Source organism: Sulfitobacter noctilucae (assembly GCF_000622365.1).
Taxonomy (GTDB): Bacteria; Pseudomonadota; Alphaproteobacteria; order Rhodobacterales; family Rhodobacteraceae; genus Sulfitobacter; species Sulfitobacter noctilucae.
Genome location: NZ_JASC01000014.1, coordinates 953,153 through 979,542 on the forward strand (window position 1 = coordinate 953,153; position 26,390 = coordinate 979,542).

Annotated in this window: 27 protein-coding genes and 1 pseudogene; 11 read left to right on the forward strand and 17 right to left on the reverse strand. The window is 59.4% G+C overall.

Going from position 1 to position 26,390, the window contains the following annotated elements:
* Positions 1 to 29: 29 nt before the first annotated feature.
* From Z945_RS0114755 to guaA, 7 genes are all read right to left on the reverse strand, one after another.
* Positions 30 to 1,001 (reverse strand): alpha/beta fold hydrolase, encoded by a 972-nt coding sequence (locus tag Z945_RS0114755; protein ID WP_025052872.1) that lies wholly within the window; start codon positions 999 to 1,001, stop codon positions 30 to 32.
* Between the two features lies 1 nt (position 1,002).
* The gene (gene metA / locus Z945_RS0114760) at positions 1,003 to 1,923 is read right to left on the reverse strand and encodes a homoserine O-acetyltransferase MetA (protein ID WP_025052873.1); all 921 of its coding nucleotides are present in this window, start codon (positions 1,921 to 1,923) and stop codon (positions 1,003 to 1,005) included.
* A gap of 80 nt (positions 1,924 to 2,003) precedes the next feature.
* Positions 2,004 to 2,858, reverse strand: coding sequence for a hypothetical protein (locus tag Z945_RS0114765; protein WP_025052874.1), 855 nt, complete (start codon positions 2,856 to 2,858; stop codon positions 2,004 to 2,006).
* A 30-nt stretch (positions 2,859 to 2,888) separates the two neighbouring features.
* On the reverse strand, positions 2,889 to 3,803 hold the full coding sequence (locus Z945_RS0114770) for a DMT family transporter (protein ID WP_025052875.1): 915 nt from the start codon (positions 3,801 to 3,803) through the stop codon (positions 2,889 to 2,891).
* 42 nt (positions 3,804 to 3,845) lie between these two features.
* On the reverse strand, positions 3,846 to 4,709 hold the full coding sequence (locus Z945_RS0114775) for a DMT family transporter (RefSeq protein WP_025052876.1): 864 nt from the start codon (positions 4,707 to 4,709) through the stop codon (positions 3,846 to 3,848).
* Positions 4,706 to 4,984: a putative quinol monooxygenase gene (locus tag Z945_RS0114780; protein WP_025052877.1), complete on the reverse strand. Its 279-nt coding sequence runs from the start codon at positions 4,982 to 4,984 to the stop codon at positions 4,706 to 4,708. Before Z945_RS0114780 ends, Z945_RS0114775 begins: the two co-directional genes overlap by 4 nt.
* Positions 4,975 to 6,549, reverse strand: a complete 1,575-nt coding sequence (gene guaA / locus Z945_RS0114785) for a glutamine-hydrolyzing GMP synthase (RefSeq protein WP_025052878.1) — start codon at positions 6,547 to 6,549, stop codon at positions 4,975 to 4,977. Before guaA ends, Z945_RS0114780 begins: the two co-directional genes overlap by 10 nt.
* A gap of 196 nt (positions 6,550 to 6,745) precedes the next feature.
* Between guaA and Z945_RS0114790 the strand changes: the two genes are divergently transcribed.
* A complete protein-coding gene (locus Z945_RS0114790) occupies positions 6,746 to 8,284 on the forward strand; it encodes a trimethylamine methyltransferase family protein (protein ID WP_025052879.1) in 1,539 nt (512 codons plus the stop codon).
* A gap of 38 nt (positions 8,285 to 8,322) precedes the next feature.
* Here the strand turns inward: Z945_RS0114790 and Z945_RS0114795 are convergent, their stop codons facing one another.
* Positions 8,323 to 8,619 carry a DUF6477 family protein gene (locus Z945_RS0114795; RefSeq protein WP_025052880.1) on the reverse strand — a complete coding sequence of 99 codons (297 nt, stop codon included), beginning with the start codon at positions 8,617 to 8,619 and terminating at the stop codon, positions 8,323 to 8,325.
* A 246-nt stretch (positions 8,620 to 8,865) separates the two neighbouring features.
* On the opposite strand from Z945_RS0114795, the gene Z945_RS0114800 reads away from it, so the two are divergent.
* The 3 genes from Z945_RS0114800 (at position 8,866) to lipA (ending at position 11,566) form a co-directional block, all read left to right on the forward strand.
* The gene (locus Z945_RS0114800; RefSeq protein ID WP_025052881.1) at positions 8,866 to 9,987 is read left to right on the forward strand and encodes a DUF6456 domain-containing protein; all 1,122 of its coding nucleotides are present in this window, start codon (positions 8,866 to 8,868) and stop codon (positions 9,985 to 9,987) included.
* Between the two features lie 87 nt (positions 9,988 to 10,074).
* Positions 10,075 to 10,530, forward strand: coding sequence for a hypothetical protein (locus tag Z945_RS0114805; protein ID WP_025052882.1), 456 nt, complete (start codon positions 10,075 to 10,077; stop codon positions 10,528 to 10,530).
* An 82-nt stretch (positions 10,531 to 10,612) separates the two neighbouring features.
* Positions 10,613 to 11,566 (forward strand): lipoyl synthase, encoded by a 954-nt coding sequence (lipA, locus tag Z945_RS0114810; protein WP_025052883.1) that lies wholly within the window; start codon positions 10,613 to 10,615, stop codon positions 11,564 to 11,566.
* Here lipA and Z945_RS0114815 read toward each other — a convergent pair.
* The 4 genes from Z945_RS0114815 to hpt all read right to left on the reverse strand — a co-directional run bounded on the left by Z945_RS0114815 (position 11,558) and on the right by hpt (position 13,721).
* Positions 11,558 to 12,436, reverse strand: coding sequence for a c-type cytochrome (locus Z945_RS0114815; protein ID WP_025052884.1), 879 nt, complete (start codon positions 12,434 to 12,436; stop codon positions 11,558 to 11,560). The two genes, lipA and Z945_RS0114815, sit on opposite strands and share 9 nt — an antisense overlap.
* Before the next feature lie 3 nt (positions 12,437 to 12,439).
* A complete protein-coding gene (locus Z945_RS0114820) occupies positions 12,440 to 12,910 on the reverse strand; it encodes a c-type cytochrome (protein WP_025052885.1) in 471 nt (156 codons plus the stop codon).
* Positions 12,911 to 13,014: 104 nt separating this feature from the next.
* On the reverse strand, positions 13,015 to 13,188 hold the full coding sequence (locus Z945_RS20710) for a hypothetical protein (RefSeq protein WP_037971092.1): 174 nt from the start codon (positions 13,186 to 13,188) through the stop codon (positions 13,015 to 13,017).
* Positions 13,185 to 13,721 (reverse strand): hypoxanthine phosphoribosyltransferase, encoded by a 537-nt coding sequence (gene hpt, locus Z945_RS0114830; RefSeq protein WP_025052886.1) that lies wholly within the window; start codon positions 13,719 to 13,721, stop codon positions 13,185 to 13,187. Before hpt ends, Z945_RS20710 begins: the two co-directional genes overlap by 4 nt.
* Before the next feature lie 67 nt (positions 13,722 to 13,788).
* Here hpt and Z945_RS0114835 point away from each other — a divergent pair, with 67 nt between their 5' ends.
* Together Z945_RS0114835 and Z945_RS0114840 are read left to right on the forward strand one after the other, a co-directional pair.
* Positions 13,789 to 14,241: a type II toxin-antitoxin system RatA family toxin gene (locus Z945_RS0114835; RefSeq protein WP_025052887.1), complete on the forward strand. Its 453-nt coding sequence runs from the start codon at positions 13,789 to 13,791 to the stop codon at positions 14,239 to 14,241.
* Positions 14,241 to 15,524, forward strand: coding sequence for an MmgE/PrpD family protein (locus tag Z945_RS0114840; protein WP_025052888.1), 1,284 nt, complete (start codon positions 14,241 to 14,243; stop codon positions 15,522 to 15,524). The genes Z945_RS0114835 and Z945_RS0114840 overlap by 1 nt, the downstream gene beginning before the upstream one ends.
* On the opposite strand, the gene Z945_RS0114845 is transcribed toward Z945_RS0114840, so the two are convergent.
* The 4 genes and pseudogenes from Z945_RS0114845 to ispF form a co-directional block, all read right to left on the reverse strand.
* Positions 15,506 to 16,687: an ammonium transporter gene (locus tag Z945_RS0114845; RefSeq protein ID WP_025052889.1), complete on the reverse strand. Its 1,182-nt coding sequence runs from the start codon at positions 16,685 to 16,687 to the stop codon at positions 15,506 to 15,508. The genes Z945_RS0114840 and Z945_RS0114845 overlap by 19 nt on opposite strands.
* A 139-nt stretch (positions 16,688 to 16,826) precedes the next feature.
* Positions 16,827 to 17,303 (reverse strand): CinA family protein, encoded by a 477-nt coding sequence (locus Z945_RS0114850; protein WP_025052890.1) that lies wholly within the window; start codon positions 17,301 to 17,303, stop codon positions 16,827 to 16,829.
* Positions 17,304 to 17,795: a phosphatidylglycerophosphatase A family protein gene (locus Z945_RS0114855; RefSeq protein ID WP_025052891.1), complete on the reverse strand. Its 492-nt coding sequence runs from the start codon at positions 17,793 to 17,795 to the stop codon at positions 17,304 to 17,306.
* Positions 17,792 to 18,271, reverse strand: a pseudogene (ispF, locus tag Z945_RS0114860) (2-C-methyl-D-erythritol 2,4-cyclodiphosphate synthase); the annotation flags it as partial. The gene Z945_RS0114855 and the pseudogene ispF, both read right to left, overlap by 4 nt.
* Positions 18,272 to 18,524: 253 nt before the next feature.
* On the opposite strand from ispF, the gene dusB reads away from it, so the two are divergent.
* The 5 genes from dusB (at position 18,525) to ntrX (ending at position 25,734) form a co-directional block, all read left to right on the forward strand.
* Complete coding sequence (gene dusB, locus Z945_RS0114865; protein ID WP_052862723.1) at positions 18,525 to 19,460, forward strand: tRNA dihydrouridine synthase DusB; 936 nt, start codon at positions 18,525 to 18,527, stop codon at positions 19,458 to 19,460.
* Positions 19,457 to 20,542 (forward strand): two-component system sensor histidine kinase NtrB, encoded by a 1,086-nt coding sequence (locus Z945_RS0114870; protein WP_025052894.1) that lies wholly within the window; start codon positions 19,457 to 19,459, stop codon positions 20,540 to 20,542. The genes dusB and Z945_RS0114870 overlap by 4 nt, the downstream gene beginning before the upstream one ends.
* A 3-nt stretch (positions 20,543 to 20,545) precedes the next feature.
* Positions 20,546 to 21,919: a sigma-54-dependent Fis family transcriptional regulator gene (locus Z945_RS0114875; protein ID WP_025052895.1), complete on the forward strand. Its 1,374-nt coding sequence runs from the start codon at positions 20,546 to 20,548 to the stop codon at positions 21,917 to 21,919.
* A gap of 112 nt (positions 21,920 to 22,031) precedes the next feature.
* Positions 22,032 to 24,326 (forward strand): sensor histidine kinase NtrY-like, encoded by a 2,295-nt coding sequence (locus tag Z945_RS0114880; protein WP_025052896.1) that lies wholly within the window; start codon positions 22,032 to 22,034, stop codon positions 24,324 to 24,326.
* Positions 24,319 to 25,734: a nitrogen assimilation response regulator NtrX gene (ntrX, locus tag Z945_RS0114885; RefSeq protein WP_025052897.1), complete on the forward strand. Its 1,416-nt coding sequence runs from the start codon at positions 24,319 to 24,321 to the stop codon at positions 25,732 to 25,734. Before Z945_RS0114880 ends, ntrX begins: the two co-directional genes overlap by 8 nt.
* A 96-nt stretch (positions 25,735 to 25,830) precedes the next feature.
* On the opposite strand, the gene Z945_RS0114890 is transcribed toward ntrX, so the two are convergent.
* Positions 25,831 to 26,295: a hypothetical protein gene (locus Z945_RS0114890; RefSeq protein WP_025052898.1), complete on the reverse strand. Its 465-nt coding sequence runs from the start codon at positions 26,293 to 26,295 to the stop codon at positions 25,831 to 25,833.
* Between the last annotated feature and the right edge of the window lie 95 nt (positions 26,296 to 26,390).

The following is a 26,390-nucleotide window of genomic DNA, read 5'->3' on the forward strand; positions in this document are numbered from 1 at the left end:
TCTGCCCTCTATATGGGATGTTAAGGCGCTTAACGCAAACCCGCGCGTGCGGCGGCGCGGTCGATGGCGGCGGCGACCTCGGCCGGGGCCGTGTGTTGCAGCATGTGCCCCTGACCCGGCAAAACGGTCAGATTGCCATTCGGCACATCGCCCATCAGCACCTCTGCGTGAACCGACAGCGGCACCGTCGTATCCGCATCGCCATGCACCGCTTCGATGGGCATGGTGAGGGCGTCATAGCGCTGGCGCATGTCGACCACATGGGGGCGCAATTGATCGACCTGCTGGGCATTGGCCCGCAAGCTCTCTCGGCGCAGGGTCATCCCGACACCGATATGCTCACCGTATCCGGCCGGCGCATGCTGAGGTGCAAAGGTCGCATCAATGCTTTGCTTTATATAGCTTTTCGGCACAAAGGCCGACACCATCGGCACAAAAAGCGCACCCCCCAAAGGTGAGCCATTAACCGTATAGATCCAGCCCAGCTCACCCGGCCAAGGCTCTGCCACGGCAGAGGCCAACACGAGGGCTGCGGTTTCATCCGGACGGTTGAGTGCCCATGCGATGGCGACGATGCCGCCAAAGGAATGGCCCATGACTATAGGGCTGCTGACGCCGATCTGGTCAGCGACCTTTTGCAAAAGGGCGGCCTGTTCCAGCGGGCTTTCGGATGCGGTGTTCCATGGCCCCGATTTGCCCGGCAGGCGCCCCGTCCAGCCTAAACCGGGGCGGTCAAAGAGGATCACGCGATAGCGATCGGTCAGCTGCGCGGTCAGATTCATCGTCAGGTCTTTGATATTGCCGCTGGCCCCGTGAAGGAGCACCAGATCAGGACCGCTGCCCATGATCCTGTAGTGCACCGGCGTGCCATCGACCGTGATGATCGTACCCGTGGGCGGATTGGTTTCTTTAGCCTGTTGTTCACGCGCGCGGGCCTGCCACTGAACCAGCAAGACAACACCCACGACGAAGAGCGCCAGAAAGATCAGGAGACGGCCCATGCTACGCTTGTCCGATGCGCGTGATATCAAAGGGGGTAGATTGGTATATCTCGTTGATCCAATTGCCATAAAGCAAATGCGCATGGCTGCGCCAGCGATTGAGCGGCGTGCGGCTTGGGTCGTCGTCGGGGTAGTAGTTGCCCGGCACGTTGATCGGTGTGTTCGAGGCCACGTCGCGGTCATATTCCTGTTTCAGCGTGTCGCTGTCGTACTCAAAATGGTTGAATACATAAAGCGCCCGGTGATCGGGATCTTCGATCAGACAGGGGCCGACTTCGTCACTGCCCAGCAGGGTTTTGAGCGCGGGCTTGGCATCGACCTCTGCCTGACGCATTTCAGTCCAGCGCGACACGGGCATCACGCAATCGTCTGAAAACCCGCGCAGATAGGGCGAGGAGGGATCAAGATTACGGTGGCGGAAACAGCCGAAGGCTTTGTGGTCCAGAATATGTTTCTGCACGCCATGAAAATGGTTGATCATCGCCATGCCGCCCCAGCACACGCCAAAGGTCGAGTGCACATTGGTCTGTGTCCAATCCATTACACGGCGCAGTTCGTCCCAGTACGACACCTCGGTAAACGGCAGATGTTCTATGGGTGCGCCGGTGATGATCAGACCATCGAATTTCTCGTCCCAAGCGTCGCTGACGGGGCGGTAGAAGCTTTCCATATGCTCTGCGGCGGTGTTGCGGGTCTGGTGGTCGGACATCCGCAAGAGGCTCAGCTCGATCTGTAAGGGCGTGGCGCCGATCAGGCGGGCAAACTGGTTCTCTGTCTGGATTTTCTTGGGCATCAGGTTGAGGAGAGCGATGCGCAAGGGCCGGATATCCTGCGTCGCCGCCTGATCCTCGTCCAGCACCATCACCCCTTCGCGCGTCAGCACGTCAAAGGCAGGCAGGTCGGAAGGCAGTTTAATAGGCATGGGTCAGGTCCGTTTTGGTGAAGCGGTTAGATAGGGCGCGAAAGCACCTCTGCCAAGGGTAGGGCGCGGAGTGCGCTGCGTTATGCGGGAAGAGTGTTTGCAATCAGGTCCACAAAATCGTCTTGGGTTTCCAAGGCGCTGATCTGGTCGGGGGTTATCGTCACGCCCCATTTTGCCATAGCCTCATACCGCGGTTGTCGATGCGACAGCGCCTGTGCGTAGGTCCAGCGCACAAAGGCATCGGGATCAACCTCTGCTTCGGTGCAATCGTGCTGCGTCAGATACTCCTGCCAGACACGCGCCAGGAACTCGGGCTGATAGGCCATCGGCTTGGGCGCACGGTCAAAGCGGCGGATCAATTCCTGGGTATGCGCCTCATCCCCTTCGATCCATACCATCAGGCATTCATCAGAGAGCGCGCGCAGCAAGGGGTCTTCGGGGTTAGCGGCGTCGACCCATTCACAGATCGACCCACCCGTGTCGCAGATGAAGTGGTCATAGCCATAAAGCGCCTGTGCGCGGTCCGCGAAGTGAGGTGTGTCGTAAAGAGCGGCAATCTCGCCTTGGCGAAAAGCTTCCTGACGGGTGGCATATTCGGCCATGGGCAGACCACCTTTTGCGGGATCACCCGGCTTGCCCAGCCATGTGGCAACCGGCGAAAGGTTCTCAAAGGTGATGTTCGACGCAATATAGATGCTGTCGCTCATCAGAAGATCGCGCAGGAAGGGCACCTTCATCGCTTCGGATTTGGCATTGTCCACAATGGCTTCGCCCAGATAGCGGGTGCCGATGCGGTAATCGATGGAGTAGTGAAACCAATCGCCGGAGCCGCGCAGGAGACCGGACAGATGGGTCTTGCCAAGGCCTGACATCCCGAAGACCAGAACCTTGCGGTGCGGCGCGGCACGCCAGTCGGAAGCGGAAGAATAAAGCATGGGGCAGGGTCCGGCGCTGTCTGTTTTGTCTTACCTAGCGCGAACCCGCCCAAGGCGCCAGATGCGCCCGTCGAGCAGCATCAATCCAAGCGCCAGCAAGGCAAATCCGGCGTAGGCCGAGGGATGCAGGGTCTCGGTCAGCAAGACTGCCCCCAGGACGATGCCGAACGGCGGAATCAGCAAGGTCACCACCATCAGATTGCCGCTGCCCGCCATAGCCAGCACACGGTAATATAGCAGGTAGGCAACCGCGGTGCCCAGCAAGGCGTAGTAACCGATTGCGCTAATTGTGCGCGTTTGCAGATTCAGCGTGAGCGGACCTTCAACCCACCACGCCAGAGGCAACATGATAAGCGTGGCCCCGGTGACCATCCCGGCGGCCGCGACCTGCGGCGGCTGACCGGACAAAGTCTTGCGCGCCCACACGCTGGCCAGGGCATAGGACACGGTGCCGGTGATCACAGCAAGTTGCGCAAGCGAGCGAAGATCGAAATGGCTGAGGTTCTCAACTCCGATGGCCACGGCCAACCCGACAAAGCCAAGACAAACGCCCACCGCTTTGCGCGGGGTAATGCGTTCATCGGCAAAGAAGATCGACGCGGCGATCACGCCGAAAATCGCAGTGGCACCGTTGAGGATCGAGGTCAGCCCGCTTTCGATATAGAGCTGACCCCATGCCATGAGACCGAAGGGGATGACATTGTTCAAAAGCCCCATGCCCAAAAACGCGCCCCAGACTTTCGGCGCACGCGGCACGGGCAACCGCATGGCGATGACCACCACCCAAAGCACAAGCGCTGCCCAACCGACACGGTGTGCCACTGCAGTCAGCGGGCCAATCTCGTCCAGTGCCACCCGGACCGACACAAAAGACGCGCCCCAGATCGCCGCCAGGAGCAGCAGTTCGGCCCATGCATGAAGCGATATTGATTTCTGTTCAGTCATGGACAAAGGTGAACCAGACTGCGCAAGCAGCGGCGACCCGATTCATGCGGCTTTGCGTGTCTCAAACCAGATGTTCAGATAATTGCCCGCGAAAATTACCACCGCGCCGACGATCACCCAGATATCCAAAGCTTCGTTATAGAGCAGCATCGCCACCAGTGCGATGATCGGCAGGCGCGCAAAATCAATAGGTGCCACGACCGAGGCCGGCGCCAGCGTGAGCGCCTTTGTGATACAAAAGTGCGCCAGCAAGCCGCAGAGCCCAACGGCGACCAGAAGCGGCAGATCGGACGGGCGGGGCAGGGCGATGTCGCCATCATAGCCTGCCGTCAAAAGGCCAAAGATCAACTGGAAGAAGGTCAGATAGAACATGATCGCGGTGATCGTTTCGGTTTCGGTCAAACGCTTTGTGAAGACATAGGTCAGCGCAAAGAAAACCGCGCAGCCTGCGGCGGCGGCGAGGTTCGGATCAAGCCCTGCCATATCGGGACGGGCAACGATTAGAATGCCGACAAACCCCATCAGAGCCGAGATCGCCCGTATCTGTGTGAGCCTTTCGCCCAGAAACAACGCAGATAGGATAATCACCCACAGCGGCGCAGTGAACTCGAAAGCAAAGACTTGAGCCAGGGGCAGCACTGTCACGGCATAGAACCACATGTTCTGACCCGTAAAATGAAAGATATTCCGGATCAAATGGACTTTGACCGCGCCTGTCCCGATCTGGCGATAGCTGCTGGTGGCGGCGGCAAGTACCAGAACAATTAGCAGCCCGATGGCGGAGCGGTACATCATTATTTCGAAGGTATCGAACTGCGCAGACAGCTCGCGCCCGGCGATCGCCATGGTGGTAAAGCTGAAAATCGCACCCAGCATCCAGATCGCGGCCTGTATCGATGGGGTCATTCTAGGCCTGTGATCGTATAGTCGCGCGGGATGCCAGCGGTTTTTAGCGCCCAGTCAGAGGCCTTGGTGCGCTCCTGATGCGCTTCAAAAGCTTCCGTGTCGGTAAATTCCTCGGCTACGGTCCAGACCAATGGGTCTTCGGTAGCGGAGACTTCGAACGACACACAGCCCGGTTCGGCGCGGGTCAGTTGGATATGGGTGTACAAAGCCGCACGCACCTTATCCGCTTGCGCCGGCGTTTCGCAGCGCAACGTGCCGTTCAAGATCACTCCCATTCGATTGTGCCGGGAGGTTTGGACGTGATGTCATAGGTCACGCGGTTGATGCCGGGGACCTCGTTAATAATGCGCGTGGCGGTTTCGCCCAGAAATTCATGGGTAAAAGGATAATAGTCCGCCGTCATGCCATCGACGGAGGTCACAGCCCGCAGCGCACAGGCGAAATCGTACGTCCGCCCGTCGCCCATGACACCCACGGTACGCACCGGCAGGATCGCGACAAATGCTTGCCAGATATCATCATAAAGCCCGTGCTTGCGGATCTGGTCGATATAGACCGCATCGGCCTCGCGCAGAATGTCGAGTTTCGCCCGCGTGATCTCTCCAGGGCAGCGAATCGCAAGGCCGGGGCCGGGGAAAGGATGCCGCCCGATGAAAGATTTTGGCAATCCGAGTTCGACGCCAAGGGCGCGAACCTCGTCTTTGAAAAGTTCGCGCAACGGTTCGACCAATTTTAAACCCATCTTTTCGGGCAATCCACCAACGTTGTGATGGCTCTTGATGGTCACAGAGGGCCCGCCAGAGAAGCTGACTGATTCGATAACGTCCGGGTAAAGCGTGCCTTGGGCGAGAAATTTGGCGTCGCCCACCTCGGTTGCGTGTTTCTGAAAGACGTCGATGAAGAGCTTGCCGATGATCTTGCGCTTCGCTTCGGGGTCATCCTGACCGTCAAGTTCACCAAGAAACAGGTCCTGCTCGTCCGCGTGAATAAGCGGCATGTTGTAGTGGTCGCGGAACATGGTGACGACCTCTTCGGCCTCGCCCTTGCGCAGCAATCCGTGATCAACAAAGACGCAGGTCAACTGATCGCCGATCGCTTCATGGATAAGGACCGCCGCAACCGAGGAATCAACACCGCCCGAGAGGCCACAGATCACCTTATCATCGCCAACGGTCTCGCGGATTTTGGCAATCGCTTCTTCGCGGTAGGCGCTCATCGTCCAGTCGCCCTTGAAACCTGCCAGCCGGACAAAGTTCTCGTAGAGCTTTGCGCCATTGGGTGTGTGGTGCACTTCCGGATGGAATTGCACGGCATAAAAATGGCGATCGGGGTCGGCGGTAACGGCAAATGGCGCGTTGGGCGAAGTGCCGAAGACGCGGAAACCGGGTGCGATCCTGCTGACGTGGTCGCCGTGGCTCATCCAAACCTGTTCCCGTTCGGTCAGGAACCATCCTTCTAAGAGGTCAAGTTGTTCGGTTTCTGGCGTGACATAGGCACGGCCAAACTCGGCGGTGTTATGGCCGCGCTCGACTTTACCACCCAGCATTTCCATCATCACTTGCTGACCATAACAGATCCCAAGGATCGGAACGTTCAGCTCGAACACCTGCTCCGGCGGGCGCGGTGCCCCTTCGGCAAAGACCGACGCGGGCCCGCCCGACAGAATCACGGCCTTGGGCGCGAACTCTGCCAAAAATTCGGGGGTGACTGCATTGAAGGGGTGAATTTCGCAGTAGACATGCAGTTCGCGCAAACGGCGGGCAATCAACTGAGTGACCTGGCTGCCGAAGTCGATGATCAGCAAACGGTCGTGGTCGGTGGGGGCATGGATCTGGGTCATGCTGTCTGATTATGGGGGGACGGGGGTGCTGGCAAGAGCCGGATTGCCTGAGGCCCTGCGAACCCGCCATCTGATTGCAGGCAAAAACAGGCGACAGAGGATGGATGTCGGTTTTTGACCCACAAAGACGGTATCTGCGCGAAGGGGGTGCAGGGAATAGAGTAGCAGAGGAGAAAATTTGTGTGAGGGACAGAGAATGGCGGAATCAGCACGGCGCGGACGGGGCGGCGGTGGCGCGGCCCGGCGGGCAGAACGCAACACGGTGTCCTTCGAGACCGCACGCTATATCGAGCGCAATATTCCCAATTTCGAGGTGCTGACCGAAGAAGCACTCGAGCTCATCGAGACCAACGCAGAGACGATTCTCGAAGAGGTCGGCGTGAACTTCCCTGAAAACCCCGCCGCTTTGGCCCGCTGGCGCGACGCAGGTGCAGATGTGCAGGGCGAACGCGTGCGCATTCCGCGTGGTCTGGCACGCCAGCTTTGCGCAACCGCACCCTCTGAATATACCCAGCACGCCCGTAACCCGGCCCGCAACGTCGTGGTCGGCGGCAAGAACCTCGTGCTTGCCCCGGTCTATGGCCCGCCCTTCGTACGCGATGCCGCAGGCGGGCGGCGCTATGCCACAATGGCGGATTTCAACAAATTCGTGAAGCTGGGGTATATGTCGAAGTGGCTGCACCATTCAGGCGGCACCGTCTGCGAACCCACAGACCTGCCCGTGAACAAGCGCCATCTGGATATGCTGCATGCCCATATGACCCTGAGCGATAAACCGTTCATGGGATCAGTGACCGAGCCGAGCCGCGCACAGGATTCGGTAGATATGTGCAAAATCCTCTTCGGTGAGGAATTTGTGCAGCAAAACACTGTGATGACGTCGCTGATCAACATCAACTCGCCGATGACGTTCGATGATGTGATGATGGGTGCGCTGGAGGTTTATGCGCAGAATAATCAGGCCTGCATCATCTCGCCCTTTATCGTGGGTGGCGCGATGGCACCGGTTTCGGTCGCTGGCACACTGACGCAGGTCATGGCCGAAGCGCTGGCGGGTATTGCCTATTCCCAATTGTGCTGCGCGGGGGCCCCGGTCATCATGGGGGCATTCGTCACATCGATCGATATGAATTCGGGCGCGCCGACCTTTGGCACGCCAGAGGCGTCGCATGTCACCTATGGCGTGGGACAACTGGCACGACGGATGAACCTGCCTTACCGGTCTGCGGGGGGCTTCTGTGGCTCGAAACTGCCCGATGCACAGGCCGCTTACGAAAGTGCGAACAGCCTGAATATGGGGCTTCTCTCAGGGGTGAATTTCATGCTGCATGCCTGCGGTTGGCTGGAAGGCGGGCTGGTCAGCTCGTTCGAGAAATTCGTGATGGATGCCGATCAGTTGGGCGCGCTGCACCATTTCGCCCGTGGGGTCGAGATTGACGAGAACGCGCAGGCGATGGATGCGATCCGCGAGGTGGGACCAGGTGGCCATTATCTGGGGTGCGCACACACCCAGGGCAATTTCAAGAACGCTTTCTGGAAATCTGACCTGCTGGATTACAAACCGTTCGAGACCTGGGAAGATGACGGCGCCCGCGATACGCAGGCCTTGGCCAGCTTGCGCGTGGAAAAGATGCTGGGCGACTATCAGCAACCGGCGCTTGATCCGGCCATCCGCGAAGCGCTCGACGCCTTTGTAGCGCAGAAGAAAGCGGCCGAGCCTGACAGCTTTATGTGAAAGCAACCGAGAGTCGCGGTTCAGAGCCGAGGCGCGCCTCAAGATGCAACGGGCTGCGCGGCTTTAAATTCGCGGGCCTCGCCGACCATCGCGATGAGTACATCAACATGGCGGACCAGACTGTAGTTGGCGTCCCCAAGGGTGCGTTGATCTTCCAGTTCAGCCTCGATCTCGATCAGCTTCATCAGGGCGGCCCCGTGCCGCGGCAGCACGCCATAGCCCAGCAGACGCGGCAGATGCATTGCGCGGCGGTAGTCCTGTGCACCAATCCTTGCGGCCCGCATCATCAACCGTGGACGGTGCAGCGCGTTCAGCATAGTTAACAAATCTTGCATTTTCTCTTCCTCGATTTGTGATTGATCAGACCGAATTGGCCGAACTGCTCACAGGATGACACAACCTAAGAGGGTGTTGCGTGCCTTGGTGAGGGTCCGTGCGGGGGTTTCACAACTGTTTACCGTTTCGAAACAATGCTGCCTAAACGGCGAGATTTTAACGAACAGGTAAGAAATGCAGCCATAGGTTGTGTGGATATATCTGTGGATAAAATCCACAAGGCTAGATCACTCGAAGGAACGCGTATGTTTGAACAAGTTGAAATCTGCACCGCAGGTAACACGAAGGCACTTCCGGAATGGGTGCCGGCAGGTGCGTTGCATTATCTTGCGCATACCGAAAAAGGCACACCGATCAGAGGCTTGGCGCGTGCGGCGGGCTGCCACGCGTCGACAATCCTGCGCCAGATTCGCAAGATCGAAATGAGGCGGGACGATCCATTGGTCGATGGTGCTTTGCGCCGTCTTGGGGCGCAGGCCCAGAACAACGTCGGACATGTGCAATCAGCGCGCGTTAAGGATCAGAAGGTACCCTCCATTCCGGACGACGCAACTTTGACACGAGAAGCCATGCGCGTGCTGCGCCGTTTATGTGAAAACGGCGCGGTGCTCGCGGTGGCGGCTGAACTCGACAAGGCCGTGGTGGTGCGCGATGGCCCTTCGGGCATTCCGACGCGGACCGCCGTGGTAGACACGCCAATTGCTCAGGCGATGGCGCTTAAGGATTGGATCACCCCGTCAAACGCGGGTCGGATCCTGCGCTACCACATCACGGGCACCGGGCGCACGGCGCTTGCGGGCTTTATTGACCGATTTGGCGGCCCGGCCTATCCAATTGCAGGCGTGGAAGAGGCGCAGGCCGACTTCGTTCATCACGCCGAGACGTTGGGTGACACTGAAGAAGACGGTGGAGCAAACAGAAGCCGATATTGCGCCGGTGAAAGCCCGCTGGCCGCTTTGGCCCGGCGCCGCGACAAGGACGGCAAACCGTTTCTGGCCGATACATTGGTACACGCCGGAGAGCGCCTGCGCGAAGATTTTGAACTGGCACAAATGGATGCTTCGGTCGCTCAAAACTGGGATCACTTCCTGACCGCAGGCACCCAGAAGACCCATGCCACAGGAGGCGGCGAGGGCGGCGCGCCGGCGCAGGCACGGGCGCGGGTCAGGTCGGCGCTGGACCATCTTGGGGTAGGGCTAGCCGATGTGGTTTTGCGCTGCTGCTGCTTCCTGGAAGGGCTGGAAATCACGGAAAAGCGGCTGGGGTGGTCGGCACGATCGGGCAAGATCGTTCTGCGCATCGCGCTGATCCGGCTGAAACGGCACTATGATGAAACCGTGGGGCCGGGCGGGCCGCTGATCGGCTGAAAAGGTCACAACCGCGTGTAAGAGCGCGGTAGCCCTTGTCCCGGCGGGCGGGCTTTGCGAGCCAATAGGCTGTGAAGGGAGCGTGCCATGACCAGCCAAGACCACCGCGATGCCCTTGCCGTGCTGATTTTGCGGCTGGGTCTGACGTGGTTCATGTTTCTTTGGGCGGTCCACAAGGTGATTACACCGGGGCAATACCGTGCTCTGGCGCGCAATTTTGACAGCGTAGATCTGTCGTTCACACAAATCTATCTGGTTGCAGGCGTGCAGATTGCCATTTGTGCGCTTGCCGCTGTTGGTATTCTCAGATTTGCCAGCTACGGCGCATTAGCGGGCATGCACTTCTATACGCTGACCCGCCGGTGGGAGGGGTTCTTTGACCCATTCGCACTGAACGACAGCGGCTTTCCGATCCACCGCAATCAGGTGATTGATTTGGCAGTCTTTGGTGCCTTTGTAGCGCTTTTGCTGCTGGTCGCACGCGATCACTACAGTCTTGGCGGTGCCCTGCGCCGCCGCATCGGTCCGCGGTGGTGGCAATAGACACATGGCCGCAATGCGCCGCTGCGGGCTTTTGCCCGCGCTACAATGTGTTACATAAGGTTGAGCCAAGCGGAGACTTCCCATGCGTGATCTGAAAATCCCCGAACAACGTCACCCTGAAAAGGCGCGCAAACCCGATCAGGCACAGCCGAAAAAACCAAGCTGGATCCGGGTCAAGGCCCCGGGCGGTCAGGGCTATGCCGAAACCGCCAAGATCATGCGCGAGAACAAGCTGGTGACGGTCTGCGAGGAAGCGGGTTGTCCGAACGTGGGCGAATGTTGGTCGCAGGGTCATGCCACAATGATGATTATGGGCGAGGTCTGTACCCGCGCCTGTACCTTCTGCAACATCGCGACAGGCAAGCCGCCCGAAGCCCTCGATGCCTTCGAGCCGGGCCGTGTGGCCGACGCGGTGCAAAAGCTTGGGTTGAACCATGTGGTTATCACGTCTGTGGACCGCGACGACGTCGAAGATGGCGGGGCGGAGCATTTTTCCCAGACGATCCGCGCCATTCGTCACCGCAGCCCTGACACGACGATTGAAATTCTCACGCCAGACTTCATCCGCTGCGGGCCCGAAGCGCTGGAAAAGGTCGTCGAAGCGCGGCCCGATGTGTTCAACCACAACCTCGAAACCGTGCCGGGATTGTACCCCGAAGTGCGCCCCGGCGCGCGCTATTTCCATTCACTGCGCCTGTTGCAGCGGGTCAAGGAACTGGACCCGTCGATGTTCACCAAATCGGGCATCATGGTAGGTCTGGGCGAGGACCGCCAAGCGGTCATTCAGGTCATGGAAGACATGCGCGCGGCCGACATCGACTTTCTGACGATCGGCCAATATTTGCAGCCGACGCCAAAGCATCACCGTGTAGACCGCTTTGTGCATCCCGATGAATTTGCCGCCTATGAGAAAGCCGCTTATGGCAAGGGGTTCCACATGGTCTCGGCCAAGCCGCTGACGCGCTCGTCCTATCACGCAGGCGACGATTTTGCGCGGTTGCGGGCAGCGCGGAACAAGAAGCTGGGGCTAGGGTAGTGCTTTGAGATAGGCGGCAATTGCGGTGCGGTCGCTTTCGGGCAATTGCGCCAGGTTGTCGATCACAGCCGCCATCGACCCACCGACGCTGTCGTAGTCAGGTGTCAGGCCGCTTTCAAAATAATAGACCAAATCTGCCTCAGACCATTCAAGCGCGGCGGGTGTGATGTCGGGAATGCGACCCTTGCCCGACGGGTTCGGCGCGCCCGTTAACCATGCGGTACGCTCCAGCCCACCCAACGCATTGCGCGGCGTATGACATTCGCCGCAATGGGCCAGTGCTTCGACCAGATAGCGGCCACGTTCAAGTTCTGGCGTGGGGGCATCGGTGACGACGAAGTCAGGCTCCAGGAACAGAGCTTTCCACAGACCGAGACCGCGCCGTATGTTAAACGGAAAGCCCAAATCATGTATTCGGCTGTCGCTGTCTGAAACGGGCAGCGTCTGCATGTAGGCATAAAGATCGGCGACATCCGCATCTGTCATATGGGCATAGGCGGCGTAGGGGAACGCTGGATAGAGATGCTCACCTTGAGGCGAAACGCCCTTGGTCACGGCGCGGGCAAATTCCGGCAGGCTCCAGTCACCGGTTCCTTTGGGACCGGGTGATATGTTGGGCGCGTAAAAGGTACCGAAATCGCTGGCGAGGGCATGCCCCCCAGCCAACACCAACTTGTCCGCTCCTTCAGCATCGGGTGCCGCATGGCAGGAGGCACAGCCGGAGGCGATGAATACCTGCGCTCCATTGTCAGGATCAGCCGTGTGCCCTGCGGCGAAATCCTCGGCCAGCGGAGGTGGCCGTGTCAGAAACCAAAAGACCGCCGCGCCGAAGAAGGCGCAGGCGATCAGGATTTTAAGCAAACCGCGCAAGGCTTAATTCTTGGGGCCGCGGTATTTCTCGTGGCAGGCTTTGCAGGCCCCGCCCAGATCGCCCATGCCGGCCCCTACGGCTGCCGCGTCCGAGGCGTCTGTCAATGCTGTCGCAGCATCCGCAAGCGCTTGGAAGCTTTGCGCAAACCCGTTCGGATCGCTCCAGATTTCGGCTTTAGCACGCGAGCCTGCCGTGGTTCCCTGCTCGGTACCTTCGATCCACAGAGTGGCGCGTTCCATCGTCGCGAGCGATGCGAGATTTTGCGCTGCAGCCGAGACCATAGCCGCGTCATAGTCCATCTCGCCCTTGGCAATGGCCCCCAGAATCCCTGTGTGATAGCCGATCATTTGCATCTGGTGGTGACGTGCGGCTACGGCAGGATCGAGTTTGGCATGGCTTTCAGCAAATAGGGCGGTGCCGATAGTTGCTGCGAGGATGCCTGTGAGGATCGGTTTGAGTGTCGAGCTGCGCATGAGCTTTCCCCTTTGGTAAGATAAATTACAGTTTCTCTTGATCCACAGCCTACGCGCAGCGGCGCGCGGATGTCGATCACAAGGCTGTGAACAGCGGTTCCGCGTTAGAAACGGCGCGGGACCCGCTCGGTTTTGGCCCATTCCGGCCACCACCCCAGCCATTCGATGCCCCAGATCACGGCAGCAATCGCGATGATGCCAAAGACAAGCTTTACCCGTGTGGCTGACGGCGGGTTGCGTGCCCACTTCGACATACGCAACAACCAGGTCGGATTCATAGGAAGCGGACCTTGCCGATGAAGGGCAGATTGCGGTCACGCTGCGCATAATCGATGCCGTAGCCCACCACGAACTCGTCGGGTATCTCGAACCCCGTCCAGTCGGCCCGCATATCGACTTCGCGTCGCGTGGGTTTATCCAGCAAGGCGATGGTCTTGAGCCGCGCGGGTTCGCGGGATTTCAGCAGGTTCGTGACATGGTGAAGCGTATGGCCGGTGTCCACGATATCCTCGACCACCAGCACATCGCGTCCTTCAATCGCGCCACGCAAGTCCTTGAGAATACGCACCTCCCGACTGCTCTCCATCCCGTCGCCATAGCTTGAGGCCTCAAGGAAATCGACCTCGATCGGCAGGTCCAATTCGCGCACAAGATCGGCGATGAAGACAAAGCTTCCGCGCAGCAGCCCGACGACCACCACTTTGTCGGTGCCTTCGAATTCTTCCTGTATCTCGCGACACAGCGCTTCGATCCGCGCCGCAATCGACTTGGCCGAGATCATTTCATCTATGACATAGCGACGATCTGTCATGCCTTAGCCCTTGAATTTGCGAAGCTTATCGGTGACACAGGGCTACCCTGAGCAAGCGCGGAAAGCAATGCCGACCCATTCCGAGATTAAAAAATTACCCTATACCGCAGACCAGATGTACGATCTGGTGGCGGATGTGGCCAAATACCCCGAATTTCTGCCCTGGACCGCGGCTGCCCGCATCCGAAAGGATGAGGTTGTGGGCGATCACCGCGTCATGGAAGCGGATCTGGTGATCAGTTTCAAAGTGTTCCGCGAAAGGTTCACCTCCCGCGTGATGCTGTGGCCTGACGACCGCAAGATCGACACGGAATATTTGGACGGACCGTTCAAACATATGAAGTCAAACTGGGCCTTCGAGGATGCCGAGGGCGGGTGCAAGGTGCATTTCCACGTCGACTTCGAATTCAAGAACGCGATCTTGCAAAAGATCATTGGCGTTGTGTTCAACGAAGCGATGCAGAGGGTCGTACGTGCCTTTGAAGCCCGCGCCAAGGCGCTGTACGGGACGCCGAGCTGATGGCAACGATCACGGACGGGTTGCTGGCTTTTGCCACCACGGCCGTACCCGCAGACGCTGCGGGAATGATGCGACTGTCCCTGTTTGATTGGGCCGCATGTGGCGTCGCTGGCGCGCAGGAAACCGAGTTCGCGGGATTTCGCAGCACGCAGACAGCGATGAACCCCGGACCGCATGTGATCTTGGGCGGGGGCACCGCCAATGCCCCGACCGCGGCCCTGATCAACGGCACATTGTCCCACGCGCTTGACTATGACGACACACATTTCGCCCATATCGGCCACCCATCAGTGGCCGTTGTACCAGCCGTGTTGGCCTTGGCTCAAACGGTTGGCGCCGATCTGGCCACTTTGACCGACGCTGCCACCATCGGGGTCGAGGCGTCAATTGCTGTGGGCCTTTGGCTGGGCCGCGACCACTATCAAGTGGGTTATCACCAGACGGCCACCGCGGGGGCCTTCGGGGCGACACTGGCGGCCTGCCGACTGCTGGATCTTGATCCGGTGCAAAGCCGCTATGCGCTCGGCCTTTGTGCCAGTATGGCGTCGGGGATCAAGGCGCAATTCGGCACGATGGCCAAGCCTTTGAATGCAGGGCTTGCGGCCCGCACGGGAGTAGAAGCCGCACTTTGGGCGCAGGCGGGCATGACGGCTGCGGAGGACGGGCTGGCTGGCCCTCTGGGCTTTGGCGCAACACACCACGGGCAGGGGGCCACCGTGGACCTGCCGCGAGGTTCGGCTGACTGGCACATCCTGACCATCAGCCATAAGTTTCACGCCTGCTGTCACGGTCTGCACGCGATGCTCGAAGCATTGGCAACTGCCAAATTGAGCGCGGATGAGGTGGCACAAATGCACATTCGCACCCATCCGCGCTGGATGTCTGTGTGCAACATCCTGACACCGCAAACCGGTCTTGCGGCGAAATTCAGCTATGGCCAGACCGCTGCAATGACGCTGACAGGGCGCTCTACGTCGCGCATCGACAGCTTTACTGATGCGGTCACCCAAGACCCTGTAATCCGCGATTTGCGCGCCCGGATCACGGTCAGCGAAGATGCACGGTTGACTGAAACGCAGTCCGAAATTGCGGTCACCCTGGCGGATGGCTCGGTGCGTCATCTGCGCCATGATCTGATGACCCCAATGACGCTGGACCAGCGGGCGAACAAGCTCAGGTCCAAAGCCCAAGCGCTTTTGGGTGACGCGCCATCACAGGCATTATGGCAGGCCGCACAAGAGCGCGATCTGCAGGCGTTTACGGATCAGCTTGTAATATCGTAGGCCCGCTCGCCGTGTACGGCGAGGTCCAAACCGCCGTTTTCGGTTTCGGCATCAACGCGAATCGGCACGATCATCCGGCAGACCAGCGCGATCACGACAGACACAACAAGAGTGAAAACACCAACAATAGCGAGTGATCCCAATTGTGCGGCCCAGGACCCGGCACCAAGCGCGGCGATCATGATGGTGCCAAAGATGCCACCAACCCCGTGCACCGCGAAAACGTCCAGCGTGTCATCGACCTTCAGCTTGTTGCGGATCAGCACAACCGCTTCCTGACAAAGGATACCGGCAACCGCACCGATCAGCAGCGCCGCCCAGGGACCCACGAAACCGGAGGCCGGCGTAATAGAGGCAAGACCGGCAATGGTACCGGTGACGATGCCGACAAGCGAGGCTTTGCCGAACTTGATCCGCTCCCACAACGCCCAGGTCAGCGAGGCGGTTGCGGCGGAAATATGGGTGACCGTGATCGCCATCGCGGCCCCGCCATCTGCGGCCAGTTGCGAGCCGCCATTAAAGCCGAACCAGCCCACCCACAAAAGCGCGGCACCGATCATCACGAGACCGGGGTTGTGCGGCGGTTTGCTGTGGTCCTTGCGCGCGCCCAGCATAACAGCCAGCACCAGCGCTGCAATCCCTGCGGTTTCATGCACCACAATACCGCCCGCGAAATCACGCACGCCGGTTTCACCAAAGATACCGCCATCGGCCAGCATACCGCCGCCCCAGACCCAATGGACGACCGGCGCATAGCACAAGAGCATCCAGAGCCCGGAAAACAACAGAATGAACGGAAAGCTGATACGCTCCACATAGGCACCGACAATCAACGCCGGCGTGATGATGGCGAATGTCATCTGGAAGGCAAAGAACAGGATCTCGGGCAGGGTGCCGGACAAGCTGTCCGCATCCACGCCGCTCAAACCCGCCTTCGCCAGACCGCCCCAAAAGCCACTTTCACCGGGACCAAAGGCGATCGAATAGCCGACGAGAAACCACAAAACGGACATAAGGCATGCGATGGCGTAGCATTGCATAAAAACGCTTAGCACATTGCGCGCGCGGACAAGGCCGCCGTAGAATAAAGCGAGACCCGGTAGGGTCATCAAAAGCACGAGCGCCGTGGCGGTCATGATCCATGCAGTATCGGCAGCGTTCATTGTTCTCTTCCCTCGTAACAAATCCTAACGGCGGAGATTGCGCAGGGATGCTGCTCGGAAAACCCCCAAGACGCTAAATCATTGTGCAAATATCAAACTGCCGAAGTTATGGGCGACTTTGGGGGCGATTTGCCGAATTTCAAGGCATGTTTTGAAGTGTTTGCAGGATCAGCGACAAAGCGTGATCCCGCGCCGCTGTTCTGACCGCGCCGCGGCCCAAAGCGCCGAACTCCTGTGTCTCGACGATCGTGCTTTGCGCTGTCGCGATGCCAAAACAGACCCGTCCTTCGGGTTTATGCTCAGATCCGCCGGGGCCTGCGATCCCGGTGGTCGAAACGGCGATCTGCGCGCCGGAGTGGGCCAGGGCACCTGACGCCATCTCGCCCGCGACGTCTTCGGAGACTGCGCCAACCGCATCAAGCGTGGCCTGCGCTACGCCCAGCAGGTCGACCTTGGCGCTATTGGTATAGGTGACAAACCCCCGCTCCATCATGGCGGACGATCCCGGCAGATCGGTCAGCGCTGCAGCGACCATCCCACCAGTGCAGCTTTCGGCGCAAGCGATCATCACATTCTTCTGGACCGCCAGCTCTAGGATTTGCGCCGCGAGGCTCATTTACAAGACCCCGTGGTAAAGCGCGGCCAGTGCCAGAACACCAAGTGCCGCAAGAACGCCTGCGATGACATCATCCAACATCACTCCCAAGGGGGTGTCCATACGGTCGGCCCAGCCGACGGGCCCCAGTTTGGTGATGTCAAACAACCGAAAGAGCGCGAAAGCCGCGATCCAGCCGGGCCACATCGCGAGGATCGAAATCTCCATCGACCAGGCTGCGTAGCTAAGAGGCAAGATCGCAATCCACTGGCCGATCAACTCGTCGACCACGATCTCGGATGGATCATGATTGTCCTGATCCTGTGTCATCGTGGCCGTGGCCCACCAGCCTTTGAAGAAACCCACAACGATGGCAAGCACCAGCAAGGGGAAGCCACCAATCACATGCAAAGCCCAGGCCCAAGGCAGCGCGACCAGCGAGCCCCACGTACCCGGCGCTGGGCGGATATAACCGACGCCCAGAACCGTACCGATCACAGATGCCAGTTTCATAATTTCACCAATGTTGTTGTTGCAAGGCAGGCAATGCCTTCGCCGCGGCCCGTAAATCCAAGCCGCTCAGAGGTCGTTGCCTTGACCGAGACACGGTCCACGTCCAGCCCCATAATCTCGCTCATCCGCGCCCGCATCGCCTGTGCATGGGGGCCGACCTTGGGAAACTCGCAAATCAGCGTGCAATCAACATGGGTGATAGTGAACCCCGTCTTGTCGGCCAGAGCCACCGCATGCCGAAGGAAAATATCACTCGCGGCACCTTTCCACTGCGGATCAGAGGGCGGGAAATGCTGGCCGATGTCACCCTGTACCAGAGCACCGTAAATTGCATCTGTCACCGTGTGCATGCCCACATCAGCATCCGAGTGGCCCACCAGCCCATGCGAATGCGGCACCCGCACACCGCAGAGCACGACATGATCACCGGGGCCGAAGGCATGCACGTCAAAGCCGTTGCCGGTTCGAATATCCATTGCATCCCGCTCCCATTGATGTGACGGCCGGCCGTCTATGGCATCTATCTAGGGGCAGACAGGGGCGCATGCAATCGCAAGGCCGAAGCGCTCATTTTTTGGGCAGATGCGCGGATGTCCACCTGAATTATGCTGCTGAAATATTGTACTATAACCAACATTTCACTACACCGCTGTTAACTGCACAAGGATTAGGCGTTTGACTGCGCTCGCATTACCTCTTGATTTGACACCGCCTGTTTTGCTGGCACCGATGGCTGGAATCACCGATTTGCCCACCCGCAGCCTGGTGGCAAGCTTTGGCGCGGGTCTGGTGGTATCGGAAATGGTCGCCAGCCACGAGTTATTGACGCGCCGCCCCGGTACCCGCGAAAAAGCGGAGCTGGGTCTGGGCGTGGAGGGCACATCCGTACAAATCGCTGGCCGTGAGGCCGCCCCGATGGCAGAGGCGGCCCGCATCATCGCCGCACAGGGCGCGCGGATCATCGACATCAACATGGGCTGTCCTGCCAAGAAGGTCACGCAGGGGCTGTCCGGCTCTGCCCTCATGCGGACCCCCGATCATGCGTTGCGCCTGATTGAAGCGGTGGTGGGCGCGGTTGACGTGCCAGTGACGTTGAAAACCCGGCTGGGCTGGAACGACGATCTGCTGAACGCACCCGATATCGCTCGCCGCGCCGAAGCCGCTGGGGTGCAAATGATCACCATTCACGGTCGTACAAGGTGCCAGTTCTACAAAGGCTCCGCAGACTGGCGGGCGATCGCACAGGTCAAGGAAAGCGTCAGCATTCCCGTCATCGCGAACGGGGATATCACCTCGGCTGACGACGCTCGTACTGCGTTGGCCCAATCCGGTGCGGATGGCGTGATGATCGGACGCGGCGCACAAGGGCGGCCTTGGCTTCTGGCACAGGTCGCGCATGAGATATACGGCACGCCAGCGCCCGAAGTGCCCCAAAGGGCTACCTTTGCCGATATGGTTCTGTCCCATTATGAGGCGATGCAGGAATTCTACGGCCTGCCGCTTGGTCCGCGTGTCGCCCGCAAACATCTGGGTTGGTACATGGATACTTGCGGCACACCGCCTGATTTGCGCCGCGCTGTGCTGACGGCCGCAACGCCGCGCGATACCCGTCGCTTGATCGCGCAGGCGATGTATTATGAACCGGACGCGCAGGTGGCCGCATGAAAACCGATACACGCATCTGGGCCTCCTTGCCGATCCCCACGCTGATGATCGACGCAGAAGACAAGATCGCCGACATCAATCCCGCCGCAGAAGGTTTTTTCAACGCCTCTGCCAAATCCGTCACCGGCGTTCCGGTCTGGGACATGGTGGCAGTCGACTTCCCGATCGAGGATTCCTTTGCCCGCGCCCGCGCACAGGAAACAGCGCTTTTTGTAAATGATGTGGATGTGGGCAGCGGTCACCGTGCGCCGCAAAAATCCGCGCTTGAGATCGCACCCCTGCAAGGCATTCCGGGCTATATGATCATGATGATCTCTGCCCGCGAATTGACCGGACGCATGACGCAGAACCACTCGGTTAAATCAGCTGCCAAATCTGCCATCGGCATGGCCGAAATGCTGGCGCATGAGATCAAGAACCCGCTGGCAGGGATCACCGGAGCTGCACAACTTTTATCGATGAACCTTGATGCAGATGAGTTGGAACTGACAGATCTGATTGTCGCCGAAAGCCGGCGTATCGTGAAACTGCTCGACCGGGTCGAACAATTCGGCAACCTGACAGAGCCGGTACGCGCGCCGGTCAACCTACACGATGTGTTGGACCGCGCACGCCGTTCCGCACTGCTGGGCTTTGGCAGCCAGATGAAGATCATCGAGGATTATGATCCGTCCTTGCCCGTGGCGATGGGCGACAAGGACCAGTTGTTGCAAGTGGTGTTGAACCTGCTCAAAAACGCGTCTGAGGCAGCAGGCGACGGCGGCGGCACGATCCGTTTGCATAGCTACTTTGAACATTCCTTCCGCATGCGCCGCGCCGATGGCACGGGCCAGTCCCTGCCATTGCAGATCGAAGTGATTGACGATGGACCGGGCCTGCCCGAAAACATCCGCGGTGATGTGTTCGACCCCTTCGTCTCGGGCCGCGAAAACGGCACAGGTCTTGGCCTCGCCCTGGTGTCCAAGATCATTTCCGAACACGACGGCTGGATTTCCGTCGAGTCGGTGCCCGGCCACACCGTGTTTCGGATTTCTCTGCCCCGCGCCGCCACGGCCAAACCAAATTCAACAACGGAGAGTTAAGCAATGGATGGTACCGTATTGGTCGCAGATGATGACCGCACAATCCGAACTGTCCTGACACAGGCGCTCACCCGTGCGGGCTGCAAGGTGCATGCCACGTCAAGCCTGACCACTTTGATGCGCTGGGTTGGCGAGGGCAGGGGCGATGCGGTGATCACCGATGTGGCCATGCCCGATGGCAATGGTCTCGAGATGTTGCCAAAGATCAGTCAGGACCGGCCCGATCTGCCGGTCATCGTAATCTCAGCACAAAACACCATCATGACGGCGATCAAGGCGGCGGAGGCAGATGCCTTTGACTATCTGCCCAAACCTTTTGATCTGCCCGACCTGATGAAGCGCACAGCCCGCGCGCTGGACCGCAAAGGGGCTGCACCGCGTCCGCAGCCGACGACGGATGCAGGACAGGCGGAGCGCGATGATCTGCCGCTGGTGGGGCGCACGCCGGTGATGCAAGCGCTGTACCGGCTTGTCGCCCGCGTCATGAACACCGATTTGCCGGTGCTGATCTGGGGCGAAAGCGGCACGGGCAAGTCGCTGATCGGCAAGGCAATCCACGACTTTTCCGATCGGCGCACACTGCCGTTTGTCACCATCACCAGCGTCGATCTGCAAGACCTCGAAGGACCGGCCCGCGTGCTGGCCCGTGTCCGCGGCGGCACGTTGTTGATCGACGAGATCGGCGACATCTCTCTTGAGCTACAGGCCCGGATCGCACGGATGATGGACGCACCGGGCGAATACAGCCCGCGTTTCCTTGCCACCAGCCAATCTGATCTGGCCGAAGCGATGAAGAAAGGCAGCCTGCGCCGGGATCTTTACTACCGGCTGTCGGGCGCCACAGTGCATGTGCCTGCGTTGCGCGACCGGGTCGAAGATATTGATCTGCTTTCGGCGCATTTTCTGGAACGTACCGAGGGCGGCAGCGGACTGCCGCGCAGCCTGTCGGATGGGGCGCGCAAGGTCTTTACCAATTATTCGTGGCCCGGCAACGTCCGACAGCTTGAACATGCGATGCGCCAGCTGGCCCTGACCAGCCGGGCACCGCAAATAAGCCAGACCGAAGCCGAACAGGTGCTTGGCGCACAGCCTGCGACCGAGCCTGTACATGCGCAGGCAAATACCGAACGGCTTGGCGCATCGGTTGAACGCCATCTGCGCCGCTACTTCGATCAGCATGGCGCGATGCTGCCGCCACCGGGTCTCTATGCCCGCATCCTGCGTGAAATCGAGGCACCGCTCATCGAAATCGCACTCGCGGCGACCTCCGGAAATCAGGCCAAATGTGCGGATTTGCTGGGCATCAACCGCAATACCTTGCGTAAGAAGATCACCGACCTCGATATAGAGGTGACAAGAGGACGCAAGATGATGTAAAACCGCCACATAACCGTGGCCATCTTGTCTCAACCAACAACTGAGCGGGGTTAGGACCACATAATATGGCGGTAGGTGCGCATGCGCACCACATCATCGGTGAGGGCAGCGGGTGGCAACCCTGTCACGCAGTTTTACACTCGACCAATTGGGCCGTTTGCGGCGCCTGAAACGCTTGCGCAATCTTGCGACGCTGGGTTTGGTTGTTCTGGGCCCCGTTCTGGCGCTTGGCACGTATCTCGTGCTGGGGCCTTTGGGGCAGGGGGCCAATACGCTGTCGTTGCGGCTGATGCTGCTGACCGATCTGGTCTACATTTTGCTGGTCGCCGCCCTTGTGCTCAGCCAAGTGGCCCGCCTGATCGCGGCACGGCGCGACAAATCCGCAGGCTCGCGATTGCATTTGCGCCTGACGGGCGTCTTTGCGCTGATGGCGCTGATCCCGACGGTGACGGTGGCCGTCTTTGCCGGTCTGACCGTGAATGTGGGTCTTGAAGGCTGGTTCTCGGACCGGGTGCGCGGCGTGGTCGGCTCTTCCCTCGCAGCGGCGCAGGCCTACGAATCCGAACAGCGCGAAGATCTGATCCTCGATGCGCAAAGCCTCGCCCGCAGTCTGGATACTGCCCGCAATCAGGGCATCAATCTGTCTGACAGCGCGCTTTTGGGCGAAGGACAACGACAGGTGCAGCGCGGCCTGCGCGAAGCTTATCTGATTGATGGGACAGGCCAAATTCGCGCGCGCGGTGACCGGTCCTATCTGTTCGATTTTGAACAACCCAGTGTCGAAGATCTCAGCACAGCCCGCGAAGAGGGCCTTGTGATCATCGAGGATTGGGCTAACAACGAATTCCGCGCCTTGGTACAAATGGCGTCCTTTGCCGATAGGTATCTCTATGTAAGCCGCGAGGTCGACGGCGAAATCCTTGCCCTGCTGGACGACACCACCGAAACAGTGCGCCTCTACCAACAGCTCGAATCCGAGCGCGGTCGGCTGCTCTTTGAGTTTGGCCTCTTGTACCTCGGCTTTGCCGTCATCCTGATCCTTGCCGCTGTCTGGCTGGGGCTATGGTTTGCCGAACGCCTGTCCGGTCCGGTGGGGCGGCTCACTGGTGCCGCTCAACAGGTCGGTGCGGGTAATCTCAACGTGCAGGTCCGTGAAGAGGACGGCGATGATGAGATCGCCATGCTGAGCCGCTATTTCAACCAAATGACCAAGCAACTGCAGGGCCAGCGCGAGACACTGTTGGACAACACCCGTCAGATTGAACGTCGCCGACGGTTGTTTGATTCTGTTTTGTCGTCAGTGACTTCGGGTGTTGTGGGCCTTGATCCTGAGGGCCGCGTGACCTTCGTCAACCGCTCTGCCGCGCGCTTGCTGGATTGGAGCGAAGACCAGCAATCGGTGGCACTTGCCGTTGCCATTCCCGAATTTGGCCCGTTGTTTGAAACAGTCTCGAAGGGCTCAGGTGAGGTGGCGCAGGGCGAGGTCAAAGTCTCGAGGGGCGGCGCGATGGAGAACCTATTGGTGCGTATGGCCACGCGCCGCTCGGAAGACTGGCGGCTGGAAGGCTATGTGGTGGCTTTTGATGATGTGACTGATCTGGTCAGCGCACAGCGTATGGCCGCATGGGGCGACGTGGCACGGCGCATCGCACATGAAATCAAAAACCCGCTGACACCGATCCAACTGAGCGCGGAGCGCATACAGCGCAAATTCTCGCCCAAACTGGGCGCGGACGCCGATAGCCTTGAACAAATGACCGGGGTGATCATCCGCCAGACAGGTGATCTGCGCCGTATCGTTGACGAATTTTCCAAATTCGCCCGCATGCCCGAACCTGAAACGTCGCGTCAGGATCTGCGCCAATTGCTGCGTGACGCGGTCTTCTTGCAGCAATCCGGCCAGCCTGATGTGCGCATCCGTGCCACGCTGCCCGATGACCCCGCGGTGGTCGAGATTGACGCCACGATGATCTCTCAAGCCCTCACAAACTTGATTAAGAACGCTGGAGAAGCGATTGAAAGCTTGAAGGAAAAAGGTGCGCCAGAAGGTATGAAGCCGCAGATTGCGGTTCATTTGACCTGCACTGATACAACGGCAAATCTGACCATCGCAGACAACGGCATCGGATTGCCAGAAGACCGGGCTCGGCTCTTTGAGCCTTATGTGACCACCCGCAGCGAAGGCACAGGACTGGGCTTGCCCATCGTCAAGAAGATTATCGAGGAACATGGCGGTACGCTCGCCCTCGAAAACGCCCCTGTCTTTGACGGACAGGACCATTTTGGTGCGATGGCGGTGATTACTTTGCCGCTCGTGCCGCAGCCGGAACAGTCCGGCACAGAGCATAAAGGCCCGAATGACAAGGGCCAGAAACCAACGGATTTAGTGGAGACAGCGCATGAGTGACATCCTGATCGTAGACGACGAACGTGATATTCGGGAATTGATTTCCGACATCCTGGAGGACGAAGGATTTGCCACCCGGCTCGCCGGCAACTCCGATGATGCCATGGCTGCGATCAATACCGAACCGCCTGCGCTGATGATCCTCGACATCTGGCTCAAGGACAGCCGGATGGACGGGATCGATATCCTCAAGACCGTGAAACGCGATAACCCGGATGTACCGGTGGTGATCATTTCGGGCCATGGCAACATCGAGATTGCCGTCGCCGCGATCAAACAGGGCGCTTACGACTTTATCGAAAAGCCCTTTAACATCGACCAGTTGCTGGTGGTGATCCGCCGCGCCATGGAAACCGCGCGCTTACGCCGCGAGAACCAGAGCCTCAAACGCCGCGATGTGTCCAGCGCGGACATGCTGGGCGCGTCCGGAGCGTTCCGCGCTTTGATGAGCCAGTTGGACAAGGTCACCAAATCCAATGGCCGCGTGATGCTGACCGGCCCCGCCGGTGCCGGGAAAGAAGTCGCTGCACGCTATATCCACGCAAATTCCAACCGCGCGTCCGCTCCCTTTGTCACCGTCAATTGCGCGGGTGTTGAGCCAGACCGCATGGAAGAAGTCCTCTTTGGCCGCGAGAGCGCGGAACGAGGCATTGAGCCGGGCCTGCTGGAACAGGCCCATGGCGGCGTCATCTATTTTGACGAAGTCGCCGACATGCCGTTGGGCACGCAGGGCAAGATCCTGCGCGTTCTGGTCGATCAGCAATTCCACCGCGTTGGCGGCAATGACAAAGTGCGCGTTGATCTGCGAGTGATCTCTTCGACCAACAAGAATCTGGAAACCGCCATCGCCGCCGATACGTTCCGACAGGAGTTGTTCCACCGCCTGAACGTGGTGCCAATCGCCGTGCCCTCGCTGGAAGAACGCCGGGAGGATATCCCGCTTCTGGCCGAGCATTTCATCGCGGAATTCAATAGCTCCCAAGGCTTGCCCCAGCGCCCCCTGACAGAGGATGCGATCGCGCTGATGCAGACGATGGTCTGGCCCGGCAACGTGCGACAGCTTAAAAATCTGGTCGAACGGGTGCTGATCCTTGGAGACGGCACTGGCCCGATTGAAGCACGCGAATTGCCCGGCGAAGAAACCGCTGCCGAAGAAGATGGCCGCGTTGTCCTCTCCTCTGCCCTGGCCACGCTGCCCCTGCGGGAAGCCCGCGAGGCTTTTGAGCGCGAATATTTGCTCACCCAAATCAATCGCTTTGGCGGCAATATCTCCCGCACTGCCAATTTTGTCGGCATGGAAAGATCAGCGCTGCACCGCAAGCTGAAATCGCTTGGTGTTGTGACATCGGCCAAATCGGGTGTTCGGGTGGCGCATATGGACGAAGACACCGAGGAAACCGCCAATTAAGGGCTGAACGGCCCCGTTTCACCCTTTTAAAAATACCATAGAACGTCAGTTCCAGCAGATGCGCTACAACAATAGGGCGCAACACCGACGGGATACTTACCCGCGCGTCACGATCTGGAAACTGCCATCACCGTTCCGGATCACGCAAGATCCCTCGTTCAGCTGCGGCAGGCGCGTGGTGGCCGCCAGAGGTGCTGCTTTGGCCACGCGGTCAGGGCAGGGCGGGATCGACACCGGCGCATAGCCTTTGTCGGCCATACATTGCCGCTCCACCCGTTGGCGTAGGGCGACATTGGGATCGTAGCTTTCGACACCACCGTCGATATAGTATCCGGGTTTCTGTTTGCAGTTTCCATCCGCGTCACACACACGCCTGCCAGGAATGAAACGTGGTGGTTTGCGTATGATCTGCATCACTTGCGGGACATCTTCCAACGCTTGAACCGCGCAGGCGGTGGTGTCGCGGTTTACAGCTGCGACAGAGGCACCCGGCTTGTAATAGGTCTCAAGCGGGGCGCAGGCAGTCAGGGTGATAAGGGCGAGAAGAGAAAAATGTTTCATCCCCCAATCCTGCACCCATCGGTCCCCTAGCGCAATGCATTTGCCCCTTGCTTTGGAGGGCGGCATGTCTTCTAACCATGATGATCCGCGGGAGC